Raw genomic sequence first — 23746 nt, 5'->3', positions numbered from 1 at the left:
CGCCGGCGTTGTTTCGCAAACGTGAGCGCTCCGATAGAGGAGCGCGCCAAGCGATGAGGCGCCCGCAGAGGCGCCACATACTGGAGACAAACACCATGCTGGACCACGCCTGTTCCGCTGCCGGAAGCCGTCCCGATTCATCATTCCCGAAACTTATTGCACCAGAAGAAAGGCCTCTGCAACAGCCTTTTTTTGCGAGCTAGTATCAATTCAACACGGAAGTCAATGACGACTTCCGGCGGGATAGCGATGGTGCCGCAGGTCGAGTCGGACCGGGATCATCGCTTCGATCCGAATCATTGGGACGTGCAACATGAAACTTCATTTTGACCTGGCGACGGTACTGCAAGGCGACTATGGGGCGCTGCTTCTCCACGGGATCGAGCTCACCCTTGCGATGGCAGCGTTGGCGTGGATGCTCTCGCTGGTCGTGGGCATTCTTCTCACGCTGATCCGCATGACCAATAATCGTCTCGCGACGACCTTCGTCGCGGCGTTCGTGGCCTATCACCGCAATGTGCCGATGCTGGTCCAGATCCTGTTCTGGTACTTCGGCATTTCGAACATCCTGCCGGGCTCATTGCAGGCGCTGCTGAACAACTACAACGGCCAGTTCATTTTTGCGGTCGTGGCGATCGGGTTGTGCAGTGCGGCCTATCTCTCCGAAGATATCCGCAGCGGATTGCGTGCGATTCCTTACGGTCAGTACGAAGCTTCGCGTGCGCTGGGCCTGAACTTCCTGAATGGCATGCGTTTCGTCGTTCTCCCGCAAGCGCTGCGCAATGCGATTCCGCCGATGGTCAATCACGCAGTCTTGCTGTTCAAGAATACGAGTCTCGCGATGGCGATCGGCGCAGCGGAGCTGACTTATGTCACCCGGAAGATCGAGAACGACACCTTCCTGTCGTTCGAGTCGTATTTCGTCGCCACGGTGCTGTATCTCGGCCTCTCTCTCGTCATCATGCTGTGCGGCGCCAAAATCGCGATGCACTACCGCATTCCGGGAGTGAAGTGACATGTTCGACATCCTGCGCGACAACTGGACTCTGCTGCTCATCGGGCAGTATCCGCACGGCCCGCTAGGCGGCATCGTGCTGACGATACTGCTGTCGCTTTCAGCGCTCGTCATCGCATTTCCCCTCGGTATCCTGGTCGCACTGGCGCGCATCAGCCCGTTCCGGTTTCTGCGGGCGCCGGCCACAGGTCTCGTCTACATGGTGCGGGGCATCCCGCTCCTGATGGTGATCTTCTGGGTGTACTTTCTCGTGCCAGTTCTGACCGGCTATCCGGTCACCGGGTTTGTCACGATGCTGTGCGCGCTCGTCATCTACGACTCGGCCTATCTCGGGGAAATCATCCGTGCGGGCATCGAGGGGCTGCCGAAAGGGCAGGCCGAAGCCTCGAGGGCGCTCGGCATGAGCTACATGAAGACCATGCGTGCGGTCATCCTGCCGCAGGCGCTTTACAACGTGGTGCCGAGCATGGTCACGCAGTTCGTATCGACGATCAAGGAGACCTCGCTCGGTTACATCATCAACGTCCAGGAGATCTCCTTCGCGGCGGATCAGATCAACAACCGGCTGCTGACGAAGCCGTTCCCCGTGTATCTGATTCTCGCCTTGAGCTACTTCGCTCTGTGTTATGCGCTGACGCAGCTTGCGCAGCATCTGGAGCGGCGCGTGACACGCAAGCGGGCTGGCGTCGCCGCGAGGACCCAGAAGGCGGGCGCCGTTGCGCTGTCCGATCCTCAGCCCACCGAGAACTAGGCGTTCAAACACTTCGAGGTAATTCGCATGATCAAGTTTTCCAGCGTCAACAAATGGTACGGCGAATATCACGCTCTCGTGGACGTGAACGCCGAAGTTCGCAAAGGCGAAGTCGTAGTGGTCTGCGGGCCATCCGGATCGGGCAAGTCGACGCTGATTCGCACCGTCAACCGGCTCGAGGAGATCAACCGTGGGCAGATTTTTTTCGATGGCCAGAACATTCACGACAGGAAGCTGGGTCTGAATGCTTACCGCAGCCGTATCGGTTTCGTGTTTCAGCAGTTCAACCTGTTTCCACACCTGTCCGTGCTCGACAACATCACGCTTTCGCCAATGCGGGTGAACGGCCTCAAGCGCGCGGAAGCCGAACGCAAAGCGGCAGATTTGCTCTCGCGTGTCGGTCTGTCGAGCAAGGCCAATGCTTACCCTTCGCAATTGTCCGGCGGTCAGCAGCAGCGGGTCGCGATCGCGAGAGCGCTGGCGATGGATCCGCCGGCGATGTTGTTCGACGAGCCTACCAGCGCGCTCGATCCGGAGATGGTCGGCGAAGTGTTGAACGTGATGAAGAGCCTCGCGCAGGAGGGCATGACGATGATGTGCGTCACGCATGAGATGGGGTTTGCTCGTGAGGTTGCCGACCGCGTCTGGTTTATGGACGCGGGGAAGATTCTCGAAACGGCGGAGCCGGAGGCGTTCTTTTCGCGCCCCAAACACGAACGCGCTCAGCGATTCCTGTCCGATCTTCGCACGCATTGAGGCAAGGCAGAACGGTATCGCCTCCGAGATTCCAGTTTGACCACGTTTGATCAGCAGTCGATTGCTTTACACATAAACTTCAGGAGCGTCACGATGCAGGTAAAGAGGATTTTCGCGGGGATGTTGGTCGTTGGCGGTGCGGTTGCATCGATTGCTCCGGCTCATGCTGATCAATTGGCCGATATCAAGAGTCACGGCGAGTTGAGCTGCGGCGTGTATTCGAACGTCGAGCCCTTCTCGTATCCCAATGCGCAGACGCGTCAACTCGAAGGTATGGATGTGGACCTGTGCAACGCGGTCGCAAAACAGCTGGGCGTGAAGGCGAAGCTCGAACCGTTGGCCGTCGAGGCACGCATTCCGCAATTGAAGCTGGGTCGTGTCGACATCGTGGTCGCCAATCTTGCCTACACCAAGAGCCGCGCCACGCAGATTGCCTATAGCGACTCGTACTACTCGACCAAGGAAGTCCTTGTCGTCAAGAAGGCTGACGCGGCCAAGAAGCTGACCGATTTCGCGGGTCAGAAAATCAGTGCCGCCGACGGCTCGACGTCCGCGCAGTCGATTCCAATTTCGATCAAGGATGGCCAGGCAGTGACCTTTCACGATACCAGCTCGGCGTTTCTCGCACTCGAACAGGACAAGGTCAAAGGCTTCGTCACCAATCAGATGACCGCGACAAAAATCGCGAAGCAGGTGGAAGGTACGGACGGCGCCGTGGCGATTGCGGCCGAGCCGATGCTGATCGAGCCGATCGCGGTGGGCTTGCGCCAGAACGAGCCGGCCATGCTGGGCGCGGTCAACAAGGCTTTGGCGGCGATGGAGCAGAGCGGGGAGATGAGCAATATTTTCAACAAGTGGCTCGGACCGAAGACGCCTTATGGCCTGACCCGGACCGACAAGGTCACGCCGATCGACCAGCTCAAGTTCACGCCGGTGTCCTGAAGCCGAAAGCGCGTGATGCAGCGGTGCGCTCTCATCTGCGTACCGCTGCCTGTTGAATGGCCGGGGCGATTGCGCGGGTGGCTGGGCGGCTTGATCATGAGTTTCCAGCGGCCCTGGTCGCGGATCAATTCGATACGCTCGAGTCGCCTGTGGGCGAAGCCGGTGTGCTCCATCTTTCTGCTTCGCAGGACCTTGCGTGCAGCATGAGAGAGGTCATGCAATGGCTGAGCGCGCCGGTTGGTGCTGGATGGAAGTCGGACGAATTAGAGTCGAACAGGAGTTGAGTTGAACAACAATCTGAAGATGTTTGATCTGTCGGGGCGTCGCGCTCTGGTCACCGGGTCGAGTACCGGTATTGGCTATGCGCTCGCCAAAGGATTGGCCGGCGCCGGCGCTGAAGTCATTCTGAATGGTCGCAGCGAGGCCAGGCTGGCGGAGGCTGTCAGCCGTTTGCGCGCCGAGGGGGCGAGCGTCCATGCCGCGAGTTTCGACGTAACGTCAGCCAATGAGGTCGAAGCGGCGATCGCGCAAATCGAGCGCGAAATCGGCGCGATCGACATTCTCGTCAACAACGCTGGCATGCAGCGTCGCGCACCGCTCGACCAGTTTTCCCATGAGCAATGGCAGGAGCTGATGAAGACCAACGTCGACAGTGTGTTCCTGGTCGGACAAGCGGTGGCGCGGCATATGATCGATCGCCAGCGCGGCAAGATCATCAATATCTGTTCGGTGCAAAGCGAACTGGGCCGTCCCAACATTGCCGCCTACACCGCGAGCAAAGGCGCCGTGAAGATGCTGACGAAGGGGATGGCGATCGACTGGGGCCAGCACGGGATTCAGGTCAATGGCCTTGGGCCGGGCTACTTCAAAACGGAACTGACCGAAGCGCTCGTCAAGGATGAAACTTTCAGCAGCTGGCTGATCGGACGCACGCCGTCGCGACGTTGGGGCGATGTGGAAGATCTCGTCGGCGCCGCCGTGTTCCTTGCGAGCAACGCCTCGAACTTTGTCAACGGCCATATTCTTTACGTGGATGGCGGGGTGACTGCCACGCTGTAGTTTGTTGATATGGAGCGCCACAGATTGCCGAATGCGCGTCGATTCTGAAAATCGAAGATGCTCTATCACCAATTGTATTTGGCGTTGGCTAGCACGGTTCGCTCGTTGCCGAATGCGCAGACCGAGTACGATTGGCAGCCGCTGATGTAGTGACGGTCGAACAGGTTTGTCACGTTCAGTGCGAAATTCCAGTTGCGGGTGTGATAGTGCAGTGCTGCGTCGTACAGCGTATAGCTTGCGACCGTCAGCGAGTTGTCCAGCGCACCCGCGGACGCGCTCTGGTAGCGGATCCCACCACCGATCCCGAAGCCCGCGAGCGCTCCTGTATGCCATGTCCAGTCGGTCCACAGCGACGCCATCTGGCGCGGGCGCGGAATGTCGACCGGCCAGTTGTTCAGCGACGCGTCGTTCGCCTTCACGTTCTTTACGTCCTGATAGATGTACGACGCGATAATCGACAGTTCGCGCGTCACGTTTCCGACCGTGCTCAGCTCGATGCCGCGCGAACGCACCTCGCCAGTCTGCACGAAGGACGTGCCGGTCGGATCGAGATTCGTCGGCGCCGGTGTCACGACGTTCGTCTGGTTGATCTGGTAGACGACTGCGCTCAACATCAGGTTCTTGCCGGGCGGCTGCCAGCGCAGGCCCGCCTCGATCTGCCTGCCGCGCGTCGGCTCGGGCAATCCGCCGCCGAACATCTTCACACCGATGACCGGATTGAACGATGTCGAATAGCCGACGTACGGTGACAGCCCGTAGTCGCCCTGGTACGTGAGGCCGACGCGGCCCGAGAACGCGCTGACATCCTGTTTCGTCTGCGTGCTGGCCTCGCGGTCGTCCTGGCGCGCGTCGACCCAATCCTCGCGGCCGCCGAGCGTCAAGGTCCAGCGGTTCCATTTGACCTCGTCCTGCGCATACACGCCGAACGTGTTCGTCGCCGTGTACAGGTCGCTGTGGCCCAACGACGTCGGGCCAGAGAAGATCGCGGTCGTGACAGGCGTGTAGACCGGGTTGTAGAGGTTCAGCGCCGGCGCCAGCGCGAGCCACACGCTGCCGGTCGTCGTCTGCCGGTTGTACTGGAAGCCGAGCAGCAGCCTATGCTCGAGCGGCCCCGTGCCGAAACGCGCCTGCGCGTTGTTGTCGACGTCGAAGCGGCTGTAGTTCAGTTGGAACAGCCCTGCGTAACGCGTAATGTCGGTCGTGCTGCCGTTGGCAAGGCCGCCGCCAAAAACCGACGCGTCGTCAAGCGACAGGTGCATCCAGCGCAGGTTCTGGCGCAACGTCCACATCGAATTCAGGTCGTGCGAGAACTGGTAGCCGAGCGACCACTGTTTCTTCCGGTAGTCATTGAATGTCGGTTCTCCCGTGTAGACGTCGTGTGACAGCTGCCCATTCGGGTTCGGCAGTACGGTGCCCCGCGCGGGCAGGAAGTTGTGTGAAATATCATTCCAGTCCTGCAGGTAGGTCGCAGTGAGCGTCAGCGAGGTGTCGGAATCCGGCCGCCAGCGCAGCGACGGCGCAAGCGCGACGCGCTGGTCCGCGTTCGGGCCGGTCAGCGCATTGCCGTCGCGCGCAACGCCGACGAAGCGATACGCGTACTTGCCGCCGGCGTCGAGCTTGTCGCCGATGTCGAACAGCGTCTCCTTGCGCGCGTAGTTGCCGACCTGCACGCCAACCTCGCGCACGCGCTCGCCGTCGGCCTGCTTCGTCTGCACGTCGACGATCGCGCCCGGATCTCCGGCCCCATACAGCACCGACGTTGGCCCACGTAGCACAGTGACGCTGTCGATCATATACGGGTCGACGCGCCAATTCGCGATGGGTGTGGTATTCGGCGCTTGCAATCCGTCGATGAACAAAGTGGGAGTAAAACCGCGCAGCGCCGCATACAAGTCGGTGCGGCTGTCGGATCCGAACGATGCGAAGCCTGGCACGTAGTGCAGCGCCTGGTTGAGATCGGTCGCGCCGGTCATCTCGATCTGCTGCGCAGTGACGACGTTGATCGTTTGAGGAACCTCGGTGATCGGCGTATCGGCCTTCATGCCGGTCGCGGTGCGTTTACCGACGAGCCCGACTGATGACACGTTCGCCACGCCTGTCACCGTGATCTCCGGCAGCGTGACGTCAGGCGCCACATCGGCCCGTACCGCGTCGCCCTTCGCTTGCGTATCGTTCGCCGGTTGTGTCGCCTGCGCATAGGCATGGCCGGCCGCCGCCGCGCAAAATATCTCCCCCGCAGCGACCGCGATCGCACGTCGCCACGTGCCCGTTGCCCACCCCATATTCTGTTGCCCCATCATGCTGGCGAGCCTGCTCGGCCGGCCCGTTTATCAAAGAGCGACAGCCATCCGGCCGCCGCCCCCATTTTTTCCGTGAACGTCGCACGCTACAGTGGCGCGTCCCACTCCCGTCGACTTGCCAACAACGTGACAGCATGACGTTACGTTAGCCGTGTCGCGAGACATGGCTTGTTTCGTTCGTTGCAAGAGCAAGAGCCTCGATACCTGCGAAATCCAGCGCTTCGAGGCAATGCCGCAGGTCGGTCAGAAACGCTGCGCATGAGGGGTGAATCCTGATCATGTTTTCGATCCATCGCTCTATGTCAGTCAGGCGTCCGTCTTTCGCAAGAACGGCCAGTTCGCGGCGATCGCTCTCTGGAGGAACGGTAACGGCGAGCCGGTGTTTGCGTGGTGGGCGGATCTGCGCAGAGCCGCCTGAAGAATACGGTACGACCTTCGACGGCGACGCATCCGCATCTTCCGCAATGGGAACGATGAGTTCGAAAGAAAATGAGGTACCACGCTGCGGTGCGCTTGAAACGCGCAAGTCGCCGCCCATTGTGTGGACAATACGCTGCGCAATAAAAAGGCCGAGACCCGTGCTGCCGTTCACGGACTGTATCTGGCGAAAAGCCGTAAAGAGTTTCGACTGCTCTTCGATGTCGATACCGATGCCGGTATCTGCGACTTCAAAAGCCATGTGCCATTGATCGTCCTGCCGGCGCGCTCTCACTGTCATCATGACGACGCCGTCACGCGTGAACTTGGACGCATTGGACAGCAAATTGAGCAAAACCTGCTGCAATCGGCGGCCGTCGATTGTCAGTCGACGGGGCAACGATGTCAGTGCCTGGTAGTGGAACTGGTTATTCAGCTGAGCGCAGAGTGCGAGTGCGTATTCGGCAATGTCATCGAGAAGTGCAGGCAGATCGGTTGCGACCGGTACGATATCCAACGGTTGCAACTCGGCTTTCGCGTACCCGATCAGCTCGTCGATCAGGCCGAGTTGATAATTCACGCTGCGCTCGATGGCATGGATCAGGCTCGTCTGCTTCGAATCCGCCAGATGCAGCAGCAATCTGGCGTAGCTTGAAATCGTTGCAAGCGGCGCACGGAGGTCGTGACTGACATAACCCAGGGTTTCAATCTTTTGCTGGTTTTTCTCTTCAGCGTAAAGCAATGCTTCGTTCAGCGCCAATGTGCGCTGTGCAACCTGGTCGCGTAGCCGGTCGTGCTCGGTTCTTTGCCAGTCCGCAAGTTCTGTCCTTGCCGCTATTCGCTGCTTTCCAACGTGGTTTATCCATGCCGCAAGCACAATAAGATTGGTGGCCAATCCAATGATTGCGACGACCGGGTTCGGATGAATGTCGGACTTCAGCCATGCCAGACCGGCCGGCAAGGATCCGAGCGTTTCGAGCATGCGCAACGCAAAGTTGAACAGCGAGAAGATCATGGTGAGCAGCATGATCCGCGCGGTGGGTGTCGACTGACGCGCAAGCCGCGCAGCAACGCCCACCGTGAGAACACCGAACAGCGCGTTGACATACATGCCGGCTTGCGCGAAAACGAACAGATTGCCGAATGCGGCGCCTATCGCTGCGATGCACTCCAGCAACGCAAAGCCGATCAATATATAGCGGGCGGGCAGGCTCGCTTTTTCGTCGTGTGCGATGCGCAAGATGAAGACGATAAACAGCAGCACGGCAATACATCCGAATACCGTCACGCTTCTGGAACTCCACTCGGTTGCGTGCGGCCATAGATATACTTTTGTATAGGCGCGATCCGCAGCTTCGAATAGCGCTGTCATGGCGCAAAGCGCCGCCAGGACGAGAAACGAGGCGCTGCGGGAAAAATAGGCGATGAGCAGCGCACACCACGCCAGTGCCAGTGTTCCGCCGATCAACCCTCCGTCCCAGAGCGCTGCACGTTTTTCCAGCCCGTCATATGCCGTTGCCGAATACAGCCTCGGTTCGAGCGTGAGTGCGGTGTCGCTCGCCACCCGGATGAGGAAAAGAAGCTGTTCACCGGGAGCGAGCGTGAAATCCACCAGGGGATAGCGGGACGAAGATGACCGCGATGGCAGGTCGGCGGGACCGGTGCCGTCATGTGTCCAGTGGCCGCCGCGTCCGGTGTAAAAGTCTACGTTCTGGAGGCGCGCGTCCGGAAGTGCAAGAACGAGCGGCAGGGCTGTTGAACTACGGCTCTTCACCACCACGCGTAGCCACCATGCAGAGTGGGTGAAACCTGGCTTTAACCTGTCCCGCTGCATGGGAAGGAAACCGCGCGGATTTCCTGCGGACAGCGTGAGTATGTCGTCTAACCCCATCTTGCCCGCGACGTCTTCGAATACCTGCACCTGATTCAGGGTGGGGACCCGTGGGGTTGGTTGCCCAGTCGTGTCGAGATCGACGGCTAATGAGTGAGTTGTCCAGCAGATCAGACATAAGAACAGCAAGCGGTGCCACCTGGCTGTTGTCATGATGGCGTTACTCTGCATCGATGGTGGATTCCTGGGTGTCAGTCAGGTCCCGAAAGCGAAGTTCTTCCCGATAGCTTGAGGGAGTCGTGCCGAATCGCTCGCGAAACGCCGTGGCGAAATTCGCCGCACTGGAAAAACCAATCTCGTCGGCGATGCTGGCGATACTCAATGGCGTGCTGCTCAACAGCCTTTGCGCAATCCGCAAGCGTTCGTCCCGGAGATACTCGAATACCGTCCGGCCAAGGTTGTCCCGAAACGCGCGCGACAGTCGTTTTTCATTGGTCCCCACGAGGCGGGCGAGTTGTTCGACCGTAGGCGGATTGTTCAGGCTTTGCGACAGATGTCGAATGGCCGCGCGAACGATGACACTGTCGCCTGTGAAGTCTGAAGCGGACACCTCTTCTTCGACTTGCCGATTGCCGCTTGCCCGGGTGAGGTGAACGCGAATCCGTGCAAGTACCTCGTCCGCCTCGAATGGCTTGAGCACGTAGTCCACGCCGCCGATTTCCAGACCGTTGAGGCGCTCGTGGAGTTCACCGGCCACGGTAAGAAATATGACGGGAATCGCAGAGGTGCGGGGGTCCGCGGCCAGAAGCCGGCAGGCAGCGAATCCATCCATCCGCGGCATCCGCACGTCCATCAGGATCAAGTCGGGTGAAATCGCCAGTGCTCGTTGATACGCTTGTGACCCGTCGAATCCGACACTGATTCGGCATCCAGCGTTGCGTAATACATCAATTAACAATCGAAGCTGGTCCGGCTGGTCGTCTACGACAAGAAGATGGGCGTCCGTGAGGGCGGTATTTCGGGGCGGCATCGTGTAGACGAAAAGAGCTGACGGGTAATGTTCCAGGGAGTTAACGGCGGTTGATTGCGCAACTTGAGGGTTGCGGGGTATCGATCGCCCGTCAGCATAAAGCCGCGAAGAATATCAGATTGTCAATTCAATTTAAATCCAGCGGTTTCCACACGGATAGAAAAAGAATTTTCTCCCGGGCAAAGCATTTCGCCCCTCGGGCAAAACAGTTGTGCGGTAACGCTGCCCATAATTTCTCGCGTCCTTACACAAAGTTTCTAAGTAATACATCTGTAACCATGGGTGGCAGGGGCTTGGAGTGCGGCGGTCGACGCCTCACGGCGGGAAGACGCTACCGAACGGCACGCCGTGAAAAACCAGACGACACGGGCAGGCTAAAGAGTCACACGGAGCGTGACGGAGACCAGATATGAATCCTTTTATTGACCACCAGATAAGTGAGAACGGAACGCAATGAACAAGAGCCGATATAGGTTGGTTTGGAATCGCCGACTTGGCGCGCCGGTAGCGGCAGCCGAGACGCAGCGCAGTGTGCTGGGGGAGCCGGGGCAAACGGCAATGGGGCAGGGCGGTGCTCCGCTGAAGTCGAAGGTCACACTGGCTGTATTGACAGCGCTCACGCTCTCGGCTGGATATGCACACGCGGATAACCTTGCTGTCGGTGGCGAGGTCGGTGGTACGACTGCAACGATAGGTGGCGCAACGGCACCGTCCGCCAGTACAGGCGGGACGTTTCCCGCTGTAGCTGGTGACGCGAGTAACACAAGTCAGAACACAGCGGTCGGCATCAATGTTGCCGCTAATGGCGGGGCCGCAACCGCTCTTGGAGATACGGTAACTGCAAGCGGCCAGAATGCCACCGCAGTCGGCGCAAATTCGGTCGCAAGCGGCACCAACGCGGTTGCGTTCGGCGGTGCGTCGAATGCGAGCGGCGTGCAGACGACGGCGATCGGTGCGCAATCGACGGCCAGTGCGTCATTTGCTACCGCGCTGGGAACTGCCAGTACTGCTTCGGGAGCCGGTGCGACCGCACTGGGTTTCCAGGCAAGGGCCACGAACACGGATTCGATTGCGATAGGCGAGGACGCATTGTCATCTGCGGTAAGCGCAATCGCCTTGGGCGGGAAGAGCAGTGCAACAGCGGTTGGCTCGGTCGCACTTGGTATTCAGGCGACGGCCAGTGGAACCAACACCATGGCAATCGGTACGGGGAGTTCTGCGGCTGGCTTTGGTGCGATTGCCGAAGGCGCGGGGGCAGTCGCCAACGGCGGAGTCGGAAGTGTCGCAATTGCGATCGGAGCAAACGCGATTGCAACGTCATCGGGTACGCCTGCCTCGCCCGTTGCAATCGGCACGGCGGCACAGGCGGTTAACGGAGAAGCCGTCGCCATCGGAAATAGCGCTTTTGCGCAAGGTAACGGCTCCATTTCCATGGGCGTGAGCGCCAATGCGGCAGTAGCGGGTACGGTTGCACTGGGCGGTCTCGCACAAGCGACGGGCGCAAATTCCATTGCGATCGGTAACGCGGCTGTAGCTTCGACTAACGAATCGACAGCGCTCGGTTCCGGCGCTGTCACACGTGCAGCAACGAACGTGAGTAGCGTCACGTTGAACGGCGTTACCTTTGGCGGCTTCGCAGGCGCGACGCCGACCGGGGTCGTGAGTATCGGCGCGGTCGGTCAGGAACACCAGTTGCAAAATGTAGCCGCAGGCCAGATCAGCGCAACAAGCACGGATGCTGTGAACGGCTCGCAACTTTTCTCGATTGCCTCGCAAGTCTCGGCTCTGTCCAGCAAGGTCGCTACGGTTACCGCGACCGTCAACACGATTTCGACAAGCGGCTCGAACGGCACGGTTGCCGATCCAACAGATACGGCAGTTGGCAAAAATTCGGTCGTGTCCGTTTCCAACGGAACTGCTGTCGGTAACGGCTCGAATGTTTCGGGCCAGGACGGTACCGCAATCGGCACCAATACGACTGTCACGGCTGCGCGCGCAACCGCCATTGGCACGAATTCCAAAGTCACGGCCACGAACGGAACCGCAGTCGGCGATGGTTCTAACGTCACCGGCACGAACGGAACTGCGATCGGCGCGAATTCCCAGGCCACCGCGAACAATTCGGTTGCCCTGGGTGCAAATTCAGTTGCAGACCGGGCCAACACGGTTTCGGTCGGTGCACCGGGTGCTGAGCGTCAGATTACCAACGTTGCAGATGGTACGGCTCCGACTGATGCAGTCAACGTGCGACAGCTCAATGGCGCGATCAACAGCGTGCGCGATGACATGCAGAAATATCGCCGTGACGCGAGCGCTGGTTCAGCGTCCGCAATCGCCATGGCGAATTTGCCGCAAGCTGTGTTGCCGGGTGAGAAGGTTGTAGCGCTCGCAGCCGGCAACTACGGCGGCCAGTCCGCGATGGCTGTGGGTCTGTCGGTCGCGACGCAAAAGTGGATGGTGAAAGGCTCGTTCACCACGGGCGTCTCTGGTCACGGTTCCGTGGGTGCAGGCGCGGGCGTTGGCTATCGCTGGTAAGTAATTTGTCTGTACCCCGCTGCCGTCGCACTTGTGTTGCAGCAGCGGGGAATATTGCAGGGGGAAGATCGTGTTAATAGAAATGCGACGTGGCATGAAAAGAAAACGCCTCGATAAATCCTGCCGCTATTTCCACGAAAAAACGCATCAACCGTCCACTTAAGCGTTTTTGCGCTCAGGTACGCGGGCCCGCGTGGTGTCGAGCGGCACCGTCCCGGCGGCATGCGCGAGCTCTGTCGCCCCTGAATGCGCCACCGCGCCCGCTGGATTCACGTGAGCCTGTTCGCGTGCCAGGCTCAGGCGGAACTGCTTGCAGCCGAACCACAACAGCACGGCGGCCAGCAGCGTGGCGACTAGGTTGACGATCGACATCGAACTGCCGACCGCTTTGGGCGAGCCGAACACCTTGTCGGTCAACAGCGCAACAAGGGTGGTGCCGATACCTAGCGCGATCAGGTTCGAGACCAGCAGGAACACCGCCGAAATCTGCGCACGCATCTGGTTGGGTGCGAGGGTCTGCATCGCGGCGGTCGAGGTGGGCATCGGGAACGAGGCGAAGAACATGGCGAGAACCAGCAACCCGAGCGAAACGCCCAGACTGTCGGCCTGCGTGAAGGCGACCGCCGGCACCAGCATCCCGACTGCGCCGATGAAGCCGGCGAGCATCGGGCCGTCGGCGCGGCCTTTCGTCATCAGCCAGTCGTTGAGCCACCCGCCGCAGAACACGCCGACGGTGTTCGCCGCGAGCAGAATCGTGCCGAGCATGTAGCCCGCTTCGACCGGTGTGAGCCCGAAGCGGCGGATATAGAACGCGGGCGTCCAACTCATCAGGCAGAAGAGCGTCATCGCGTAGAAGGAAAAGCCGAGGTAGTGGCAGAAGAACGTCTTGCCATGCGTGCGGATAAAGCGCAGCGAATCGCCCATCGATACTCGCTTTGCCTTCCCGGCGCCATCCTGAACCAGCCCTTTGCGTTGGGGATCGCACACGGTGAGGATAAACAGCAGCGCGACGAGGAAGCCCGGCAGCCCGACGATCAAGAATGTCAGCTGCCACGAACGCACATCGCCGAGGAGCGGCAGTGAGACGGTGGTCATCTGTTTCAGCAGATTGATCACGTACCCGCCGATCAGGAACGCGATCCCGCCGCCAATGAACGAGCCGAGAGAATAGACGCCTACCGCGCGCCCCAGCTTCTCCTTCGGAAAGTAGTCGCTCAACATCGAGTACGTTCCGGGGGAGAGCGCGGCTTCCCCCACGCCGACGCTCATCCGTGCGAGGAACATGTGGATGAAGTTCTGGCTGACGCCGCAGGCGGCGGTGGCGAAGCTCCATAGCGCAATGCCTGTCGCGATGATGCGCGGCCGCGCGAAGCGGTCGGCGAGATAGGCGAGCGGCATGCCCATCACCGCATAGAAGAGGGAAAACGCGAAGCCATGCAGCAAGCTGAACTGCGTGTCGCTCAGATGCAGATCCTTTTTGATCGGCTCGATCATCAACGCGAGCACCTGCCGGTCGACAAAGGAAAACACATACGCAAGCATGCAGATCACGACCACGTACCACTCGTAGGTATGGCGCTTGCCCTCAGGCTTGCTGTTCGTTGAGACGGCCATCTCGGTTCTCCAGTTATCGGCAATCGACGGCGCATGACGGCTCGTGTGCGCGCCTCGACGCTTGGGAATGGTTCGCCACGGGGCGTTCCGGAAATGCAGCGTACGCAATCAAATTTCCGAAACATATGCGTAAGGCCTGCGCACACATTGCTGCATTCACCTGGACAGCTAAGGCTTTTCCCAGGGCGATCCGCTCGAAGGCACATGGCGTAAGGCGCGAAGGCGTGCCGTGCGGGGCGCGATGCACGTCATTCGCGCTGTCTATGAGTGTTTTGTGCCTGCGTCGACCGACGTTCGAAATGGGTCTTGCTGAACTCGCTTCGTTTTCCGCTTCATCAAACGAATCACTGGGATGGCCTGCTGAAAAAACCATCCCGCCCCGCGAACTGCAGCACCTCGTCGCGCAACCCAGACACATTGGATAGGTCGGCTAACGTCGTATCCGGCAAGGCCATCCGCCGCTTTTCGTCAAGTTGCTAAGGATAGCCTTACAAAAAATCCAGACAGACCTTACGACGATTTCTCTTCAGCAATCTTCGCTCGTTGTCGATATGCGTGTAAGCAGCAAGGCTGCTTGCATTTTCGCCAGAAAAAATGTCGTTCCCGCTACCGCAGCGCTTGCCCAAAGCGGCAGCACGTGCGTGACTAAAGATCGCTACCGCCAGGTCGATAAAAGATCAGAAGACGCGTCCCTTTACACAAGAGCATTGAATAAGACTTCCCGAAATGTCTGGTTGGTGTGAGCGTTCGCGCATAGTTCTGCCTTTTCTGCGAATTGCTAGCTTTGCGCTGCTGGCCAGTGTCTGCGCGCCGGGATGGTCCGCTGACGCGCCGCCGACCACCGGCCCCCATCAGGATACTGACAGCGGAAGGAGCGTGGACACCGACCTGGCAACCTTGCCGCTCGAGGTGTTGATGCAGGAAACGGTGAGTACGGCAACGCGGCTCACGCAACCGATCTCCGATGCGCCTGCCGCTGTCTTCGTGCTGACGGCCAAAGACATCAAGGATTTCGAATGGAGAACATTAGCTGATGCATTGGCGTCTTTGCCGGGGCTTTACGTCAGCTACGACCGTGACTATGCGTATCTCGGCGGGCGCGGCTTCCAGCGTCCGGGCGACTACAACAGCCGCTTTCTGCTTCTGGTCGATGGCGTGCGGCTGAACGACACCGTCTACGACCAGGCGCCGATCGGCACGGATTTCCCGGTGGACATGGACCTGGTCGAGCGCATCGAATACGTTCCGGGCCCGGGTTCTGCCGTGTACGGTTCGAACGCGCTGTTTGGCATCGTGAATGTGATCACGAGGACCGGCGAGTCGCTCAGAGGCGCCGAGGTGGCCGTCGCCGCAGGCAGCTTCGGCGAGAAGCGCGCGCGGGCAAGCTACGGCTGGCATGGCAGTAACGGCGCCGATCTGGTGCTCTCCGCGAGTGCGTACGAGCGGCGTGGACAGGATCTGTACTACCCGGAATTCGACACACCGGATCAGAACAACGGCGTCGCGCAAGGTTTGGACTACGATCGCGCGCAGAGCTTTCTTGCCAAATTTGCTGATGGGGATTTCGGCCTGAGCATGGGCTACGGCAACCGCACCAAGGGCGTGCCGAATGCGCCCTATGGCGCGCTGTTCAATTCGCCTTCTAACACCACGGACACGCACAGCTTCATTAATGGTTCGTTCCATCACGCGGTAAGCGACGGCTTGCAGCTCGCCGCAGCAGTCTACTGGGGACGCTATGACTACCGCACCCCGAGCCTTTATGCGCCCGGTCCGGTGGAAAATATCGACGGCGATCACGCGCTCTGGTACGGAGGCGACGTGCATGCCACCATCACCTCTATTCCGGGGAACAGGATGGTCTTCGGAATGGACTACACACGCGATGCCGAGCGCGACCAGTACAACTACAACGTCGATCCCTATGCGGTCAATCTCGACGACAGGCACAGCAGCAATCGGGAGGGCGTGTACGCCGAAGACGAACTGCAGTTACCGGCAAATTTTTCGCTTAACGCCGGGCTACGCTATGACAAGGAGACCGTCGCCGGCGGCAACATCAGCCCCCGCTTGGCGCTTGCCTATAAGGCTAGCCCGCGGGACACCTTCAAGTTCGTCTATGGCCTGGCCTACCGCGCGCCTAACGCCTACGAGCTCTACTACGCGGTCGCGGGCGTCGGCGGGCAGCTGGCTAACCCGTCGCTCAAGGCCGAGCACATCACCACCAACGAATTCATCTACGAACGTGAAATCGGCGCGTCGGGCAGGGCGACGCTTTCGCTCTTCCACTACGACATCCGCGACCTGATCTCGGAGACGCGTGACCCATCGTCGGGTCTGTACATTTTCGAGAACCTGAACCGTGCGAACGCGGATGGCGCCGAACTGAGCTATGAGCAGAAATTTGCCGGCGGCGCGCGGATCCGCGCCAGCTATTCATGGCAGATCGCTCGCGACAGCAGCTCCGGCGCCATCCTGCAAAACTCGCCGCGCAACCTGTTCAAGCTGAACGTTGTGATGCCTGTCTACGCCAATGCCGCGCGCATTGGCACCGAGATCCGCTGTGTTTCCAGCCGGTTCGCGAATCAGGGACACGCGGCCGGCTACTGCCTCGGTAATGTGACGGTAGCCAGCTCACGCCTGATCAGACACGCGGATCTGTCGTTCTCCGTCTACAACGTGGCCAACGCGCGCTACACGGACCCGGCCGGCCCGGGCTTTGTGCAGGACGTCATCGTCCAGCAGAGCCGGGAGTTTCTCGTCAAGATGGTGTACGGGTTCTGACATGCGGTTCCCCCGTTCCCGCCGCGTTACCAGCATCCTGGCCTTCTTGATCTCGGCGCTGATCATCCTGTCGGCGTACGCGCAGGTGGACGTGTCCGCATTGAAGGCCGCGTATATCTTCAACTTCACCGAGTTCACGACATGGCCGTTGGGAAGTCTGTCCGACGCCGCACTTGTCGTGTGCGCAAACCGGGACACCGAACTGGGTGCCGCGCTGGCCAAACTTGACGGGCGAAATAAGGGCGGCCGGTTGTGGTCCGTCGTCCCATTGCCGACGAGGAGCGGTCAATGCAGATGCAATGTCGTCGTACTGGAAAGCGGCGCTCCCATTCCCAGTGCGGTGAAGGAAGTTCTCGCGTCGGATCAACCGGTTCTTGTCGTTAGCGATTTCGATACCGGCGACCATACGGCCATCATCCGCCTCTTCACTGAAGACAATCATCTTCGCTTCGACATCGAAAACCAGCAGGCGCTGCACCGGCATCTGACGCTCAGTTCCAAGCTGCTCCGTCTTGCAAGGAACGTCTTGTGACCGCGCGCGAAGAAGCTGCACCCAATCTGACGCGCGCTATCGGGCGCGTCAATATTGTCGGTATTGCCATCGCGTTGCTGATCTCCAGTGCCGGGTTGCTTGCCTACCAGGCGCTGTCGCTGCGATCCGCGCTCACTGCCGACGCCCGCCTGCAGGCGGCCATGGTGTCGGCCAATATCACCGCGTCGCTGATGTTTCATGACGTTCAGGCCACGACCGAAATACTCCGGCCGCTTGCCAACGTGCCCTACGTAGAGAGCGTCGTGGTGTTCAATCCGAAGGGAACCCAGCATGCGCGGTATGCCAGAGCAGGCATATCGGAGGATGAGGCCAATGAAGGGACGCTCAGCAGGGCCATGGTGCGCGATCACTTCACGCTGAGCGATGTCTTCGTTGCAACGCCGGTCATTCACGACGGCGAGACGTTGGGCACAGTCGTGCTCGTTGCCAGTACCGAAGGGATGGTTCAGGAGCTTGGGCGCTATGCCGGCTTTCTGATCGCAGCTTGTGCAGGCGCGCTCTGGGTATCGTCCGTCGTCACGTCGCGCATGAAAGCGCGTGTCTTCGCGGCCGAGCAGGAACTCGCCTACCTCGCGAACACGGACCCCCTGACGGATCTGCCGAACCGCCGCGCGTTTTACGAGGCGCTGGCCGCACGGCTGCGGCCTGGGTGCAACGAGCGTTTGGCGCTGATCCTGATCGACCTGGACAACTTCAAGATCGTCAACGACACGCTGGGTCATGGCGCAGGCGACGAATTGCTGCGTTCCGTGGCAGGCGCGCTGCGCGCCGCCGTTCGCTCCACGGATGTCGTCAGCCGCATTGGCGGCGACGAATTCGCGGTGCTCGCCGTCGACGATGCCGACCGCCATGGAAGCCGCCATACCGCCGAGCGCATCACGACCGTGCTGGCCCGGTCGTTCGACCTGCATGGTGCCGAGGTTCGGGTGACCGCGAGCGTGGGATTCAGCCAGTTCCCCGGCGACGCAGCGGACGTCGCTTCGCTCGTCAGCAGCGCGGACATCGCCTTGTACGCCGCGAAAAGCAGCGGGAAGAATGTCGCTGTGGAGTTCATGCCGCAGATGACGACGGATGCGCAGCGGCGTGCCCGGCTCGAACGTGAACTGAGGGACGCCATTGAACAGGACGCGCTCGAATTGGCCTATCAGCCTCAATATGATTGCCAGACAGGGCGGCTGGTCGGCGCGGAAGCCCTTGTGCGGTGGACTCATCCAACCGACGGCAACATTGCGCCGATGGAATTCGTCCCGATTGCGGAGAACAGCGAACTCATCCTCGCCTTGGGACAATGGGTGATGCGGCGCGCCTGTCGGGATGCTGTGCGCTGGAACACAGAGGCACGCAATCCGGTCGGCGTGTCGGTGAACGTATCCGCACGGCAGCTTCGCGAGCCCCGATTTCAACGTGACGTGCTCGACGCACTGAACGAGCATGCGCTGCCGGCGGATCTGCTCGAACTCGAACTCACCGAGAGCCTGCTGATGGCCAACATGGCCGTTGCGGTGAATGTGATGAAGCAGTTGCGCGCTGAAGGGATACGCTTGTCGATCGACGACTTTGGCACGGGTTACTCTTCGCTGTCCTACCTGCAGTCGTTTCCGCTCAGTCAGCTCAAGATCGACCGAAGCTTCGTGAAGGCGCTGCCGCAAGCGGGACAGCCCATTGTGACCGCGATTATTTCAATGGCGCACAGCTTTGGTCTCACGGTCGTTGCCGAAGGCGTCGAGTACCCGGCGCAACTTGCCTGGTTACGCGATGCCGGGTGCGATATCGTCCAGGGGTTTCTGACCGGCCGTCCGATATCTTTCGCGGAAATCGTACAGGTAGTCCGGAAGGCTGATGGATCTGCTGCCGCAACCGATTGCAGGATCGAATGACTACTGCCGTTTTTATTGCATTCGCGATCCTCGCCTACCTGAGATTCGGACGCTCCTGAACACGTCCGCGCCAACCTGTCGTTTCTCTACTTCTAACCTGAATGGGAATGCACCATGTCAACTTACAAAGCGCTTCGAGAGCAGATCGAACGGCTCACCCAGAAAGCTGAAGCTGCGCGAGCGGTCGAACTACAAGCCGTTATTGCGGAAATTCGAGCGAGGGTATCGGAATACGGCCTGACGGAGAAAGACATTTTCCCGCCCAGGCGTGGCCGTCCCGCCAAAACCGCAAAGCCAGTTGCAGCGCCGAAGTATCGAGATCCGAAAACGGGCCAGACATGGTCTGGACGCGGCCGGACACCCGCCTGGCTCAAGAGCAAGGATCGTGGCCGGTTTCTTATCAAGGGTTAAACCATGCTGGACGCCTGGAAGGCCTGATCGACGGGAGTGGCGGCGTGCCGACGCGAAGGGCCCTCTCGACATGTCGTTCACCCGCGCTATCGAGATGTCACGCCCGCTCCGGAGTTGGACATAAGCATGCTTTATTGAAAGTACACCAGCTCTCGAGAACACCGATGTACGCTGGCGGCTATGACGGGTTGTTCGTCCTGTTGTCATTCCTGATCGCGGTCTGGCGTCGTATTCAGTGCTGGACAGGGTGGGGCACATTTCGAGCGCTTGGAGACGCGCGGCGCACGGATGGCTTGCAGTCGGCGCCCTTGCCTTGGGCTCACCGCGGTTGCGGGCCCCGCCGATTCGGCGCGGTAAAAACAGATATGCACATTGAATTTTGGGGGCTTCGGTGACATTCGATATCGAGCAGCGGACTGAACAGTTCCTGAATATCGCGAAGGAAATCGACGCCATCGGGGCGGAACTCCAGGCATCGACGCAAGATGTTCCGAAAGACAGTACCGGAACGCGTCTGCACGCGCTTTCACGCCTTCTGCGGGATCTGAGCGCCGAGGTTGCCGCAGAAGTCGCCGTCGATATCGGCCGTCACAGCGGGATGCGTGAAACGCTCGCGGCCAGCGAGCGCCAGTTCCGCTCCCTCGCTGAGAATCTGCCCGACAATATCGCGCGCTGGGATTGCCTCGGCCACTATCTCTACATCAACCCGACTCATGAGCGGACGTTGCGCAGGCCGGCGGCAGAGGTGATCGGCACACGGATTCCAGCGTCGCACGACCACGTGGTTGCGGCTATCGCCCGGGTCGTCGCGACGGGTGAAGCACAGCCGTTCGTGCGCCAGACGGTTCGCGACGAGAAGGGCGAAGCGCGGGTGCACGAAGTCAGCCTCATTCCGGAGAGAGATGCAGAAGGGCAGATCGTCAGCGTGCTCGGAATCGGTCGCGACGTGACCCGCCAGGCGCAGACGGAAGATGCACTGGCGGCAAGCGAACGCCAGTTCCGGAGCCTTGCCGAGAATCTGCCGAACTATCTTGCGCGTCATACTACCCGTGCAGAGTTCGTCTACCTGAATCCCGGGCTGGAAGCCTTGTTCGGTCGCGGATTCGATGAGGTAGCCGGGACGACGCCAACGCAGCTCTATCCCGACGGGCGGTTTGCGGACTACGAAGGCGCAATTCTGGAGACAGCCCGTACGGGAGAGGAAGGTCAACTGGAATTGCGCTTCACGATGGAGGATGGGCAGCAGGGCATCCACCTCATTCACATGGTCGCCGAACGCGATGAAGCGGGCGTCGTCGCGTCAGTGCTGGCCATCGGGCTCGACATCACCGAGCGGCGGCGGGCCGAACAGGATCTCAAGCGTGCGCTCGATTTCGCCGAAGGGATCATCGCGGCCATTCCCGATCTTCTGTTCGAACTGGACCGCGATGGCAGATACCTGAATGTCTGGGCCAAAAACCCGGACTTGCTCGCAAGCCCTGCGACAACGCTGCTAGGCAGGACGGTCGGCGAAGTGTTGCCTGCGCAGCAGGCGAGCGCCTCGATGCAGGCTATCAGGGCAGCCGACCGGCAAGGGGTGACCTACGGCCACACGATTCCTTTCGACCTGCCGGATGGCAGTCGCCGGTGGTTCGAGCATTCGCTGGCGAAGAAACCGGGCGAAACGCCGGCGACCGACACGTTCCTTGCGCTGTCGCGCGATGTCACTGCCCGCGCGCACGCGGAACAGGCGCTCGACACGGCGCGTGTTCGCCTGCTCAGCGTGCTGCAAACCATTCCTGACATGGTGTGGCTGAAAGATACCGACGGTGTGTATCTGTCCTGCAACCATGCATTCGAGCGGATGATTGGCAGACGGGAGTCCGACATCATCGGAAAAACGGATTACGACCTCTTCAACGCGGAAGAGGCCGAGTTCAATCGAGAGAAAGACAGGGCTGCCATCGAGGCGCGACGTATCTGCATCAACGAGGAATGGGTCACCTATCAGGGTGCCAGTGAACGTGCGTTGGCCGAGAAGCGCAAGGTGCCGCTATTCGACGCCGATGGCAACGTAGTCGGGGTGCTCGGTGTCGAGCGCGACATCACGGAGCGCAAACGTATCGAGGAAATGCTCGCCAGTCGCGAGCGGGAATTCCGGACCCTGGTCGAGCATTCGCCTGACACGATCGCACGCTACGACAAAGGGTTCAGGCGCGTGTACGTCAATCCGACTTTCGCGGCGCTCATCGAGGGTGGAGCCGCCGCGCTGGTTGGCAAGAAACCGTCCGAATGTCCGGGCGGACCGAATACCCTTCTTTACGAGCAAAAGCTGGGGGAAGTATTCGCGAGCGGAAAAGCTAGCGAATTCGAGTTGAACTGGACAGAGAAGGACGGCGCGGAACATTGCCATCTGATCAAACTGGCCCCGGAACCCGGCGCGCACGGCACGGTTGAACATGTCCTGGCAGTGGGGCGCGACATTTCCGAATTGCACGTCTCGCGCCGGCAAATTCATCAGTTGGCCTACTACGATCCGCTCACCGCGTTACCGAACCGTATCCTGTTCAACGAACGTTTGAGGCGGATGATCGCCGATGGTGCCGCGCGTGGTCAGCAGGCCTGCGTGATGATGATCGACATGGATCGTTTCAAGGGCATCAACGACACCATGGGGCACGCAGTGGGCGACGAATTGCTGCGCGAGGCGGCCAGCCGCCTGAGCACCTGCGTGCGCCTCTGCGATACCGTGGCCCGTTTCGGAGGCGACGAGTTCGCCATTCTGCTGCCGGACCTGTGCGCCCATTCCATCCTGGAAGATATCTCGAGGACGATCCTCAGCAGGTTTGACGAGCGCTTCATGCTGAACGGGAAAGAGGTGTTCGTCTCGTGCAGCATCGGCGTTGCGGTGTATCCGCTCGACAGTGTCGATGCTGACGACCTGATGAAATACGCGGACTCGGCGATGTACTCCGCCAAACGCTCCGGCCGTCGCGGCTTCCGCTTCTACTCGAAAGACCTGACCGTCGATGCCACGGCGCACCTGCTGCTGGAGTCGGAACTTCGCCACGCGATCGAGCGCGGTGAACTCGAATTGCACTACCAGCCCAAGGTGTCGCTCGGTGATAATGAGGTGATCGGCTCGGAAGCCTTACTGAGGTGGACACGCCCCGGCGTTGGCCTCGTTCCGCCCGGTCAGTTCATTCCGATTGCCGAGGAAACCGGCCTGATTGCCGATCTGGGCGAGTGGGTGTTGCGCGACGCTTGCCGCACGGCTGCCGAATGGAACGTGGAGGGCGCAGCGCTCCATAAGGTGGCGGTTAACCTGTCGGCCAATCAGTTTCAGTTTGGGAACCTGGCCTCGATGGTGGAAGAGATTCTCGCCGATACCGGTTGTCGCGCCGAGTGGCTGGAACTCGAAATTACGGAGAGCGTACTGCTGGAGGAGGACGGCTCGATACTGAGCACACTTTCAGCGCTCAAATCCATGGGGCTTTCCATCGCCGTCGACGATTTCGGCACCGGCTACTCCGCGCTAAGCTACCTGGCCCGATTTCCCATCGACACGCTGAAGATCGACCGATCGTTCGTCCAGAAGGTGACGACGGACCAGCGTCATGCGGAACTCGTCAAGGCCATTCTGCTTATTGCGCAGTGCCTGGGACAGCAAGTCGTTGCGGAAGGCGTCGAGACGGCTGAGCAGGCGGCTTTCCTGCAGGCGAACGGTTGTCAGGTCGCGCAGGGGTACCTGTATAGCAAACCGTTGCCGAAGCGTGAGATGACCCCGATGCCACGGTATCTGATCGCCAGAAAACCGGAGACGATCGATCCCACTGCTGGACCGGCGCTCGACGCCGGCGCCGAATGTCTCGGCCAAAATTGAAATAACTGC

General features: G+C 60.2%; 15 protein-coding genes. 11 read left to right on the top strand and 4 right to left on the bottom strand.

Features of this window, described 5'->3' with window-relative positions; translation table 11 throughout:
• Positions 1 to 313 precede the first annotated feature (313 nt).
• The 5 genes from DLM46_RS12595 (at position 314) to DLM46_RS12570 (ending at position 4523) form a co-directional block, all read left to right on the top strand.
• On the top strand, positions 314 to 1015 hold the full coding sequence (locus DLM46_RS12595; RefSeq protein ID WP_115101098.1) for an amino acid ABC transporter permease: 702 nt from the start codon (positions 314 to 316) through the stop codon (positions 1013 to 1015).
• Between the two features lies 1 nt (position 1016).
• A complete protein-coding gene (locus DLM46_RS12590; protein WP_115101097.1) occupies positions 1017 to 1766 on the top strand; it encodes an amino acid ABC transporter permease in 750 nt (249 codons plus the stop codon).
• A gap of 27 nt (positions 1767 to 1793) precedes the next feature.
• Positions 1794 to 2522, top strand: a complete 729-nt coding sequence (locus DLM46_RS12585; protein ID WP_115101096.1) for an amino acid ABC transporter ATP-binding protein — start codon at positions 1794 to 1796, stop codon at positions 2520 to 2522.
• Between the two features lie 120 nt (positions 2523 to 2642).
• A complete protein-coding gene (locus DLM46_RS12580; RefSeq protein WP_244306135.1) occupies positions 2643 to 3464 on the top strand; it encodes a transporter substrate-binding domain-containing protein in 822 nt (273 codons plus the stop codon).
• Between the two features lie 303 nt (positions 3465 to 3767).
• Positions 3768 to 4523 carry a glucose 1-dehydrogenase gene (locus tag DLM46_RS12570; protein ID WP_115101249.1) on the top strand — a complete coding sequence of 252 codons (756 nt, stop codon included), beginning with the start codon at positions 3768 to 3770 and terminating at the stop codon, positions 4521 to 4523.
• 65 nt (positions 4524 to 4588) lie between these two features.
• On the opposite strand, the gene DLM46_RS12565 is transcribed toward DLM46_RS12570, so the two are convergent.
• The 3 genes from DLM46_RS12565 to DLM46_RS12555 form a co-directional block, all read right to left on the bottom strand.
• Positions 4589 to 6805 (bottom strand): TonB-dependent siderophore receptor, encoded by a 2217-nt coding sequence (locus DLM46_RS12565; protein ID WP_115101248.1) that lies wholly within the window; start codon positions 6803 to 6805, stop codon positions 4589 to 4591.
• A 163-nt stretch (positions 6806 to 6968) separates the two neighbouring features.
• Positions 6969 to 9302: a sensor histidine kinase gene (locus tag DLM46_RS12560; protein ID WP_115101093.1), complete on the bottom strand. Its 2334-nt coding sequence runs from the start codon at positions 9300 to 9302 to the stop codon at positions 6969 to 6971.
• Positions 9292 to 10101: a response regulator transcription factor gene (locus DLM46_RS12555; protein WP_115101092.1), complete on the bottom strand. Its 810-nt coding sequence runs from the start codon at positions 10099 to 10101 to the stop codon at positions 9292 to 9294. The genes DLM46_RS12560 and DLM46_RS12555 overlap by 11 nt, the downstream gene beginning before the upstream one ends.
• A 453-nt stretch (positions 10102 to 10554) precedes the next feature.
• On the opposite strand from DLM46_RS12555, the gene DLM46_RS12550 reads away from it, so the two are divergent.
• Positions 10555 to 12636 (top strand): YadA family autotransporter adhesin, encoded by a 2082-nt coding sequence (locus DLM46_RS12550; RefSeq protein WP_115101091.1) that lies wholly within the window; start codon positions 10555 to 10557, stop codon positions 12634 to 12636.
• Positions 12637 to 12795: 159 nt separating this feature from the next.
• On the opposite strand, the gene DLM46_RS12545 is transcribed toward DLM46_RS12550, so the two are convergent.
• Positions 12796 to 14250, bottom strand: coding sequence for a spinster family MFS transporter (locus DLM46_RS12545; RefSeq protein WP_115101090.1), 1455 nt, complete (start codon positions 14248 to 14250; stop codon positions 12796 to 12798).
• A gap of 876 nt (positions 14251 to 15126) precedes the next feature.
• Here DLM46_RS12545 and DLM46_RS12540 point away from each other — a divergent pair.
• The 5 genes from DLM46_RS12540 to DLM46_RS12520 all read left to right on the top strand — a co-directional run bounded on the left by DLM46_RS12540 (position 15127) and on the right by DLM46_RS12520 (position 23737).
• Positions 15127 to 17034: a TonB-dependent receptor plug domain-containing protein gene (locus DLM46_RS12540; RefSeq protein ID WP_482811933.1), complete on the top strand. Its 1908-nt coding sequence runs from the start codon at positions 15127 to 15129 to the stop codon at positions 17032 to 17034.
• Position 17035: 1 nt separating this feature from the next.
• Positions 17036 to 17566 (top strand): YfiR family protein, encoded by a 531-nt coding sequence (locus DLM46_RS12535; protein WP_115101088.1) that lies wholly within the window; start codon positions 17036 to 17038, stop codon positions 17564 to 17566.
• Entirely contained in the window at positions 17563 to 19464 is a 1902-nt protein-coding gene (locus DLM46_RS12530) for a putative bifunctional diguanylate cyclase/phosphodiesterase (RefSeq protein ID WP_208866268.1), read from the top strand. The genes DLM46_RS12535 and DLM46_RS12530 overlap by 4 nt, the downstream gene beginning before the upstream one ends.
• Before the next feature lie 114 nt (positions 19465 to 19578).
• Positions 19579 to 19875: an H-NS histone family protein gene (locus DLM46_RS12525; protein WP_115101087.1), complete on the top strand. Its 297-nt coding sequence runs from the start codon at positions 19579 to 19581 to the stop codon at positions 19873 to 19875.
• 391 nt (positions 19876 to 20266) lie between these two features.
• Entirely contained in the window at positions 20267 to 23737 is a 3471-nt protein-coding gene (locus DLM46_RS12520; protein ID WP_208866267.1) for a sensor domain-containing protein, read from the top strand.
• The last annotated feature ends 9 nt before the right edge of the window (positions 23738 to 23746 follow it).

Origin of the sequence: Paraburkholderia lacunae (assembly GCF_003353175.1) — a bacterium.
Lineage (GTDB): Bacteria > Pseudomonadota > Gammaproteobacteria > Burkholderiales > Burkholderiaceae > Paraburkholderia > Paraburkholderia lacunae.
The sequence above is the reverse complement of the archived record's forward strand: the minus strand, read 5'-3'. Positions and strand labels throughout refer to the sequence as shown.

Coding starts and splice junctions, on each gene's coding strand:
- DLM46_RS12595 (WP_115101098.1), top strand. CDS start 314: ATGAAACTTCATTTTGACCTGGCGACGGTACTGCAAGGCGACTATGGG.
- DLM46_RS12590 (WP_115101097.1), top strand. CDS start 1,017: ATGTTCGACATCCTGCGCGACAACTGGACTCTGCTGCTCATCGGGCAG.
- DLM46_RS12585 (WP_115101096.1), top strand. CDS start 1,794: ATGATCAAGTTTTCCAGCGTCAACAAATGGTACGGCGAATATCACGCT.
- DLM46_RS12580 (WP_244306135.1), top strand. CDS start 2,643: ATGTTGGTCGTTGGCGGTGCGGTTGCATCGATTGCTCCGGCTCATGCT.
- DLM46_RS12570 (WP_115101249.1), top strand. CDS start 3,768: ATGTTTGATCTGTCGGGGCGTCGCGCTCTGGTCACCGGGTCGAGTACC.
- DLM46_RS12565 (WP_115101248.1), bottom strand. CDS start 6,805: ATGGGGTGGGCAACGGGCACGTGGCGACGTGCGATCGCGGTCGCTGCG.
- DLM46_RS12560 (WP_115101093.1), bottom strand. CDS start 9,302: ATGCAGAGTAACGCCATCATGACAACAGCCAGGTGGCACCGCTTGCTG.
- DLM46_RS12555 (WP_115101092.1), bottom strand. CDS start 10,101: ATGCCGCCCCGAAATACCGCCCTCACGGACGCCCATCTTCTTGTCGTA.
- DLM46_RS12550 (WP_115101091.1), top strand. CDS start 10,555: ATGAACAAGAGCCGATATAGGTTGGTTTGGAATCGCCGACTTGGCGCG.
- DLM46_RS12545 (WP_115101090.1), bottom strand. CDS start 14,250: ATGGCCGTCTCAACGAACAGCAAGCCTGAGGGCAAGCGCCATACCTAC.
- DLM46_RS12535 (WP_115101088.1), top strand. CDS start 17,036: ATGCGGTTCCCCCGTTCCCGCCGCGTTACCAGCATCCTGGCCTTCTTG.
- DLM46_RS12525 (WP_115101087.1), top strand. CDS start 19,579: ATGTCAACTTACAAAGCGCTTCGAGAGCAGATCGAACGGCTCACCCAG.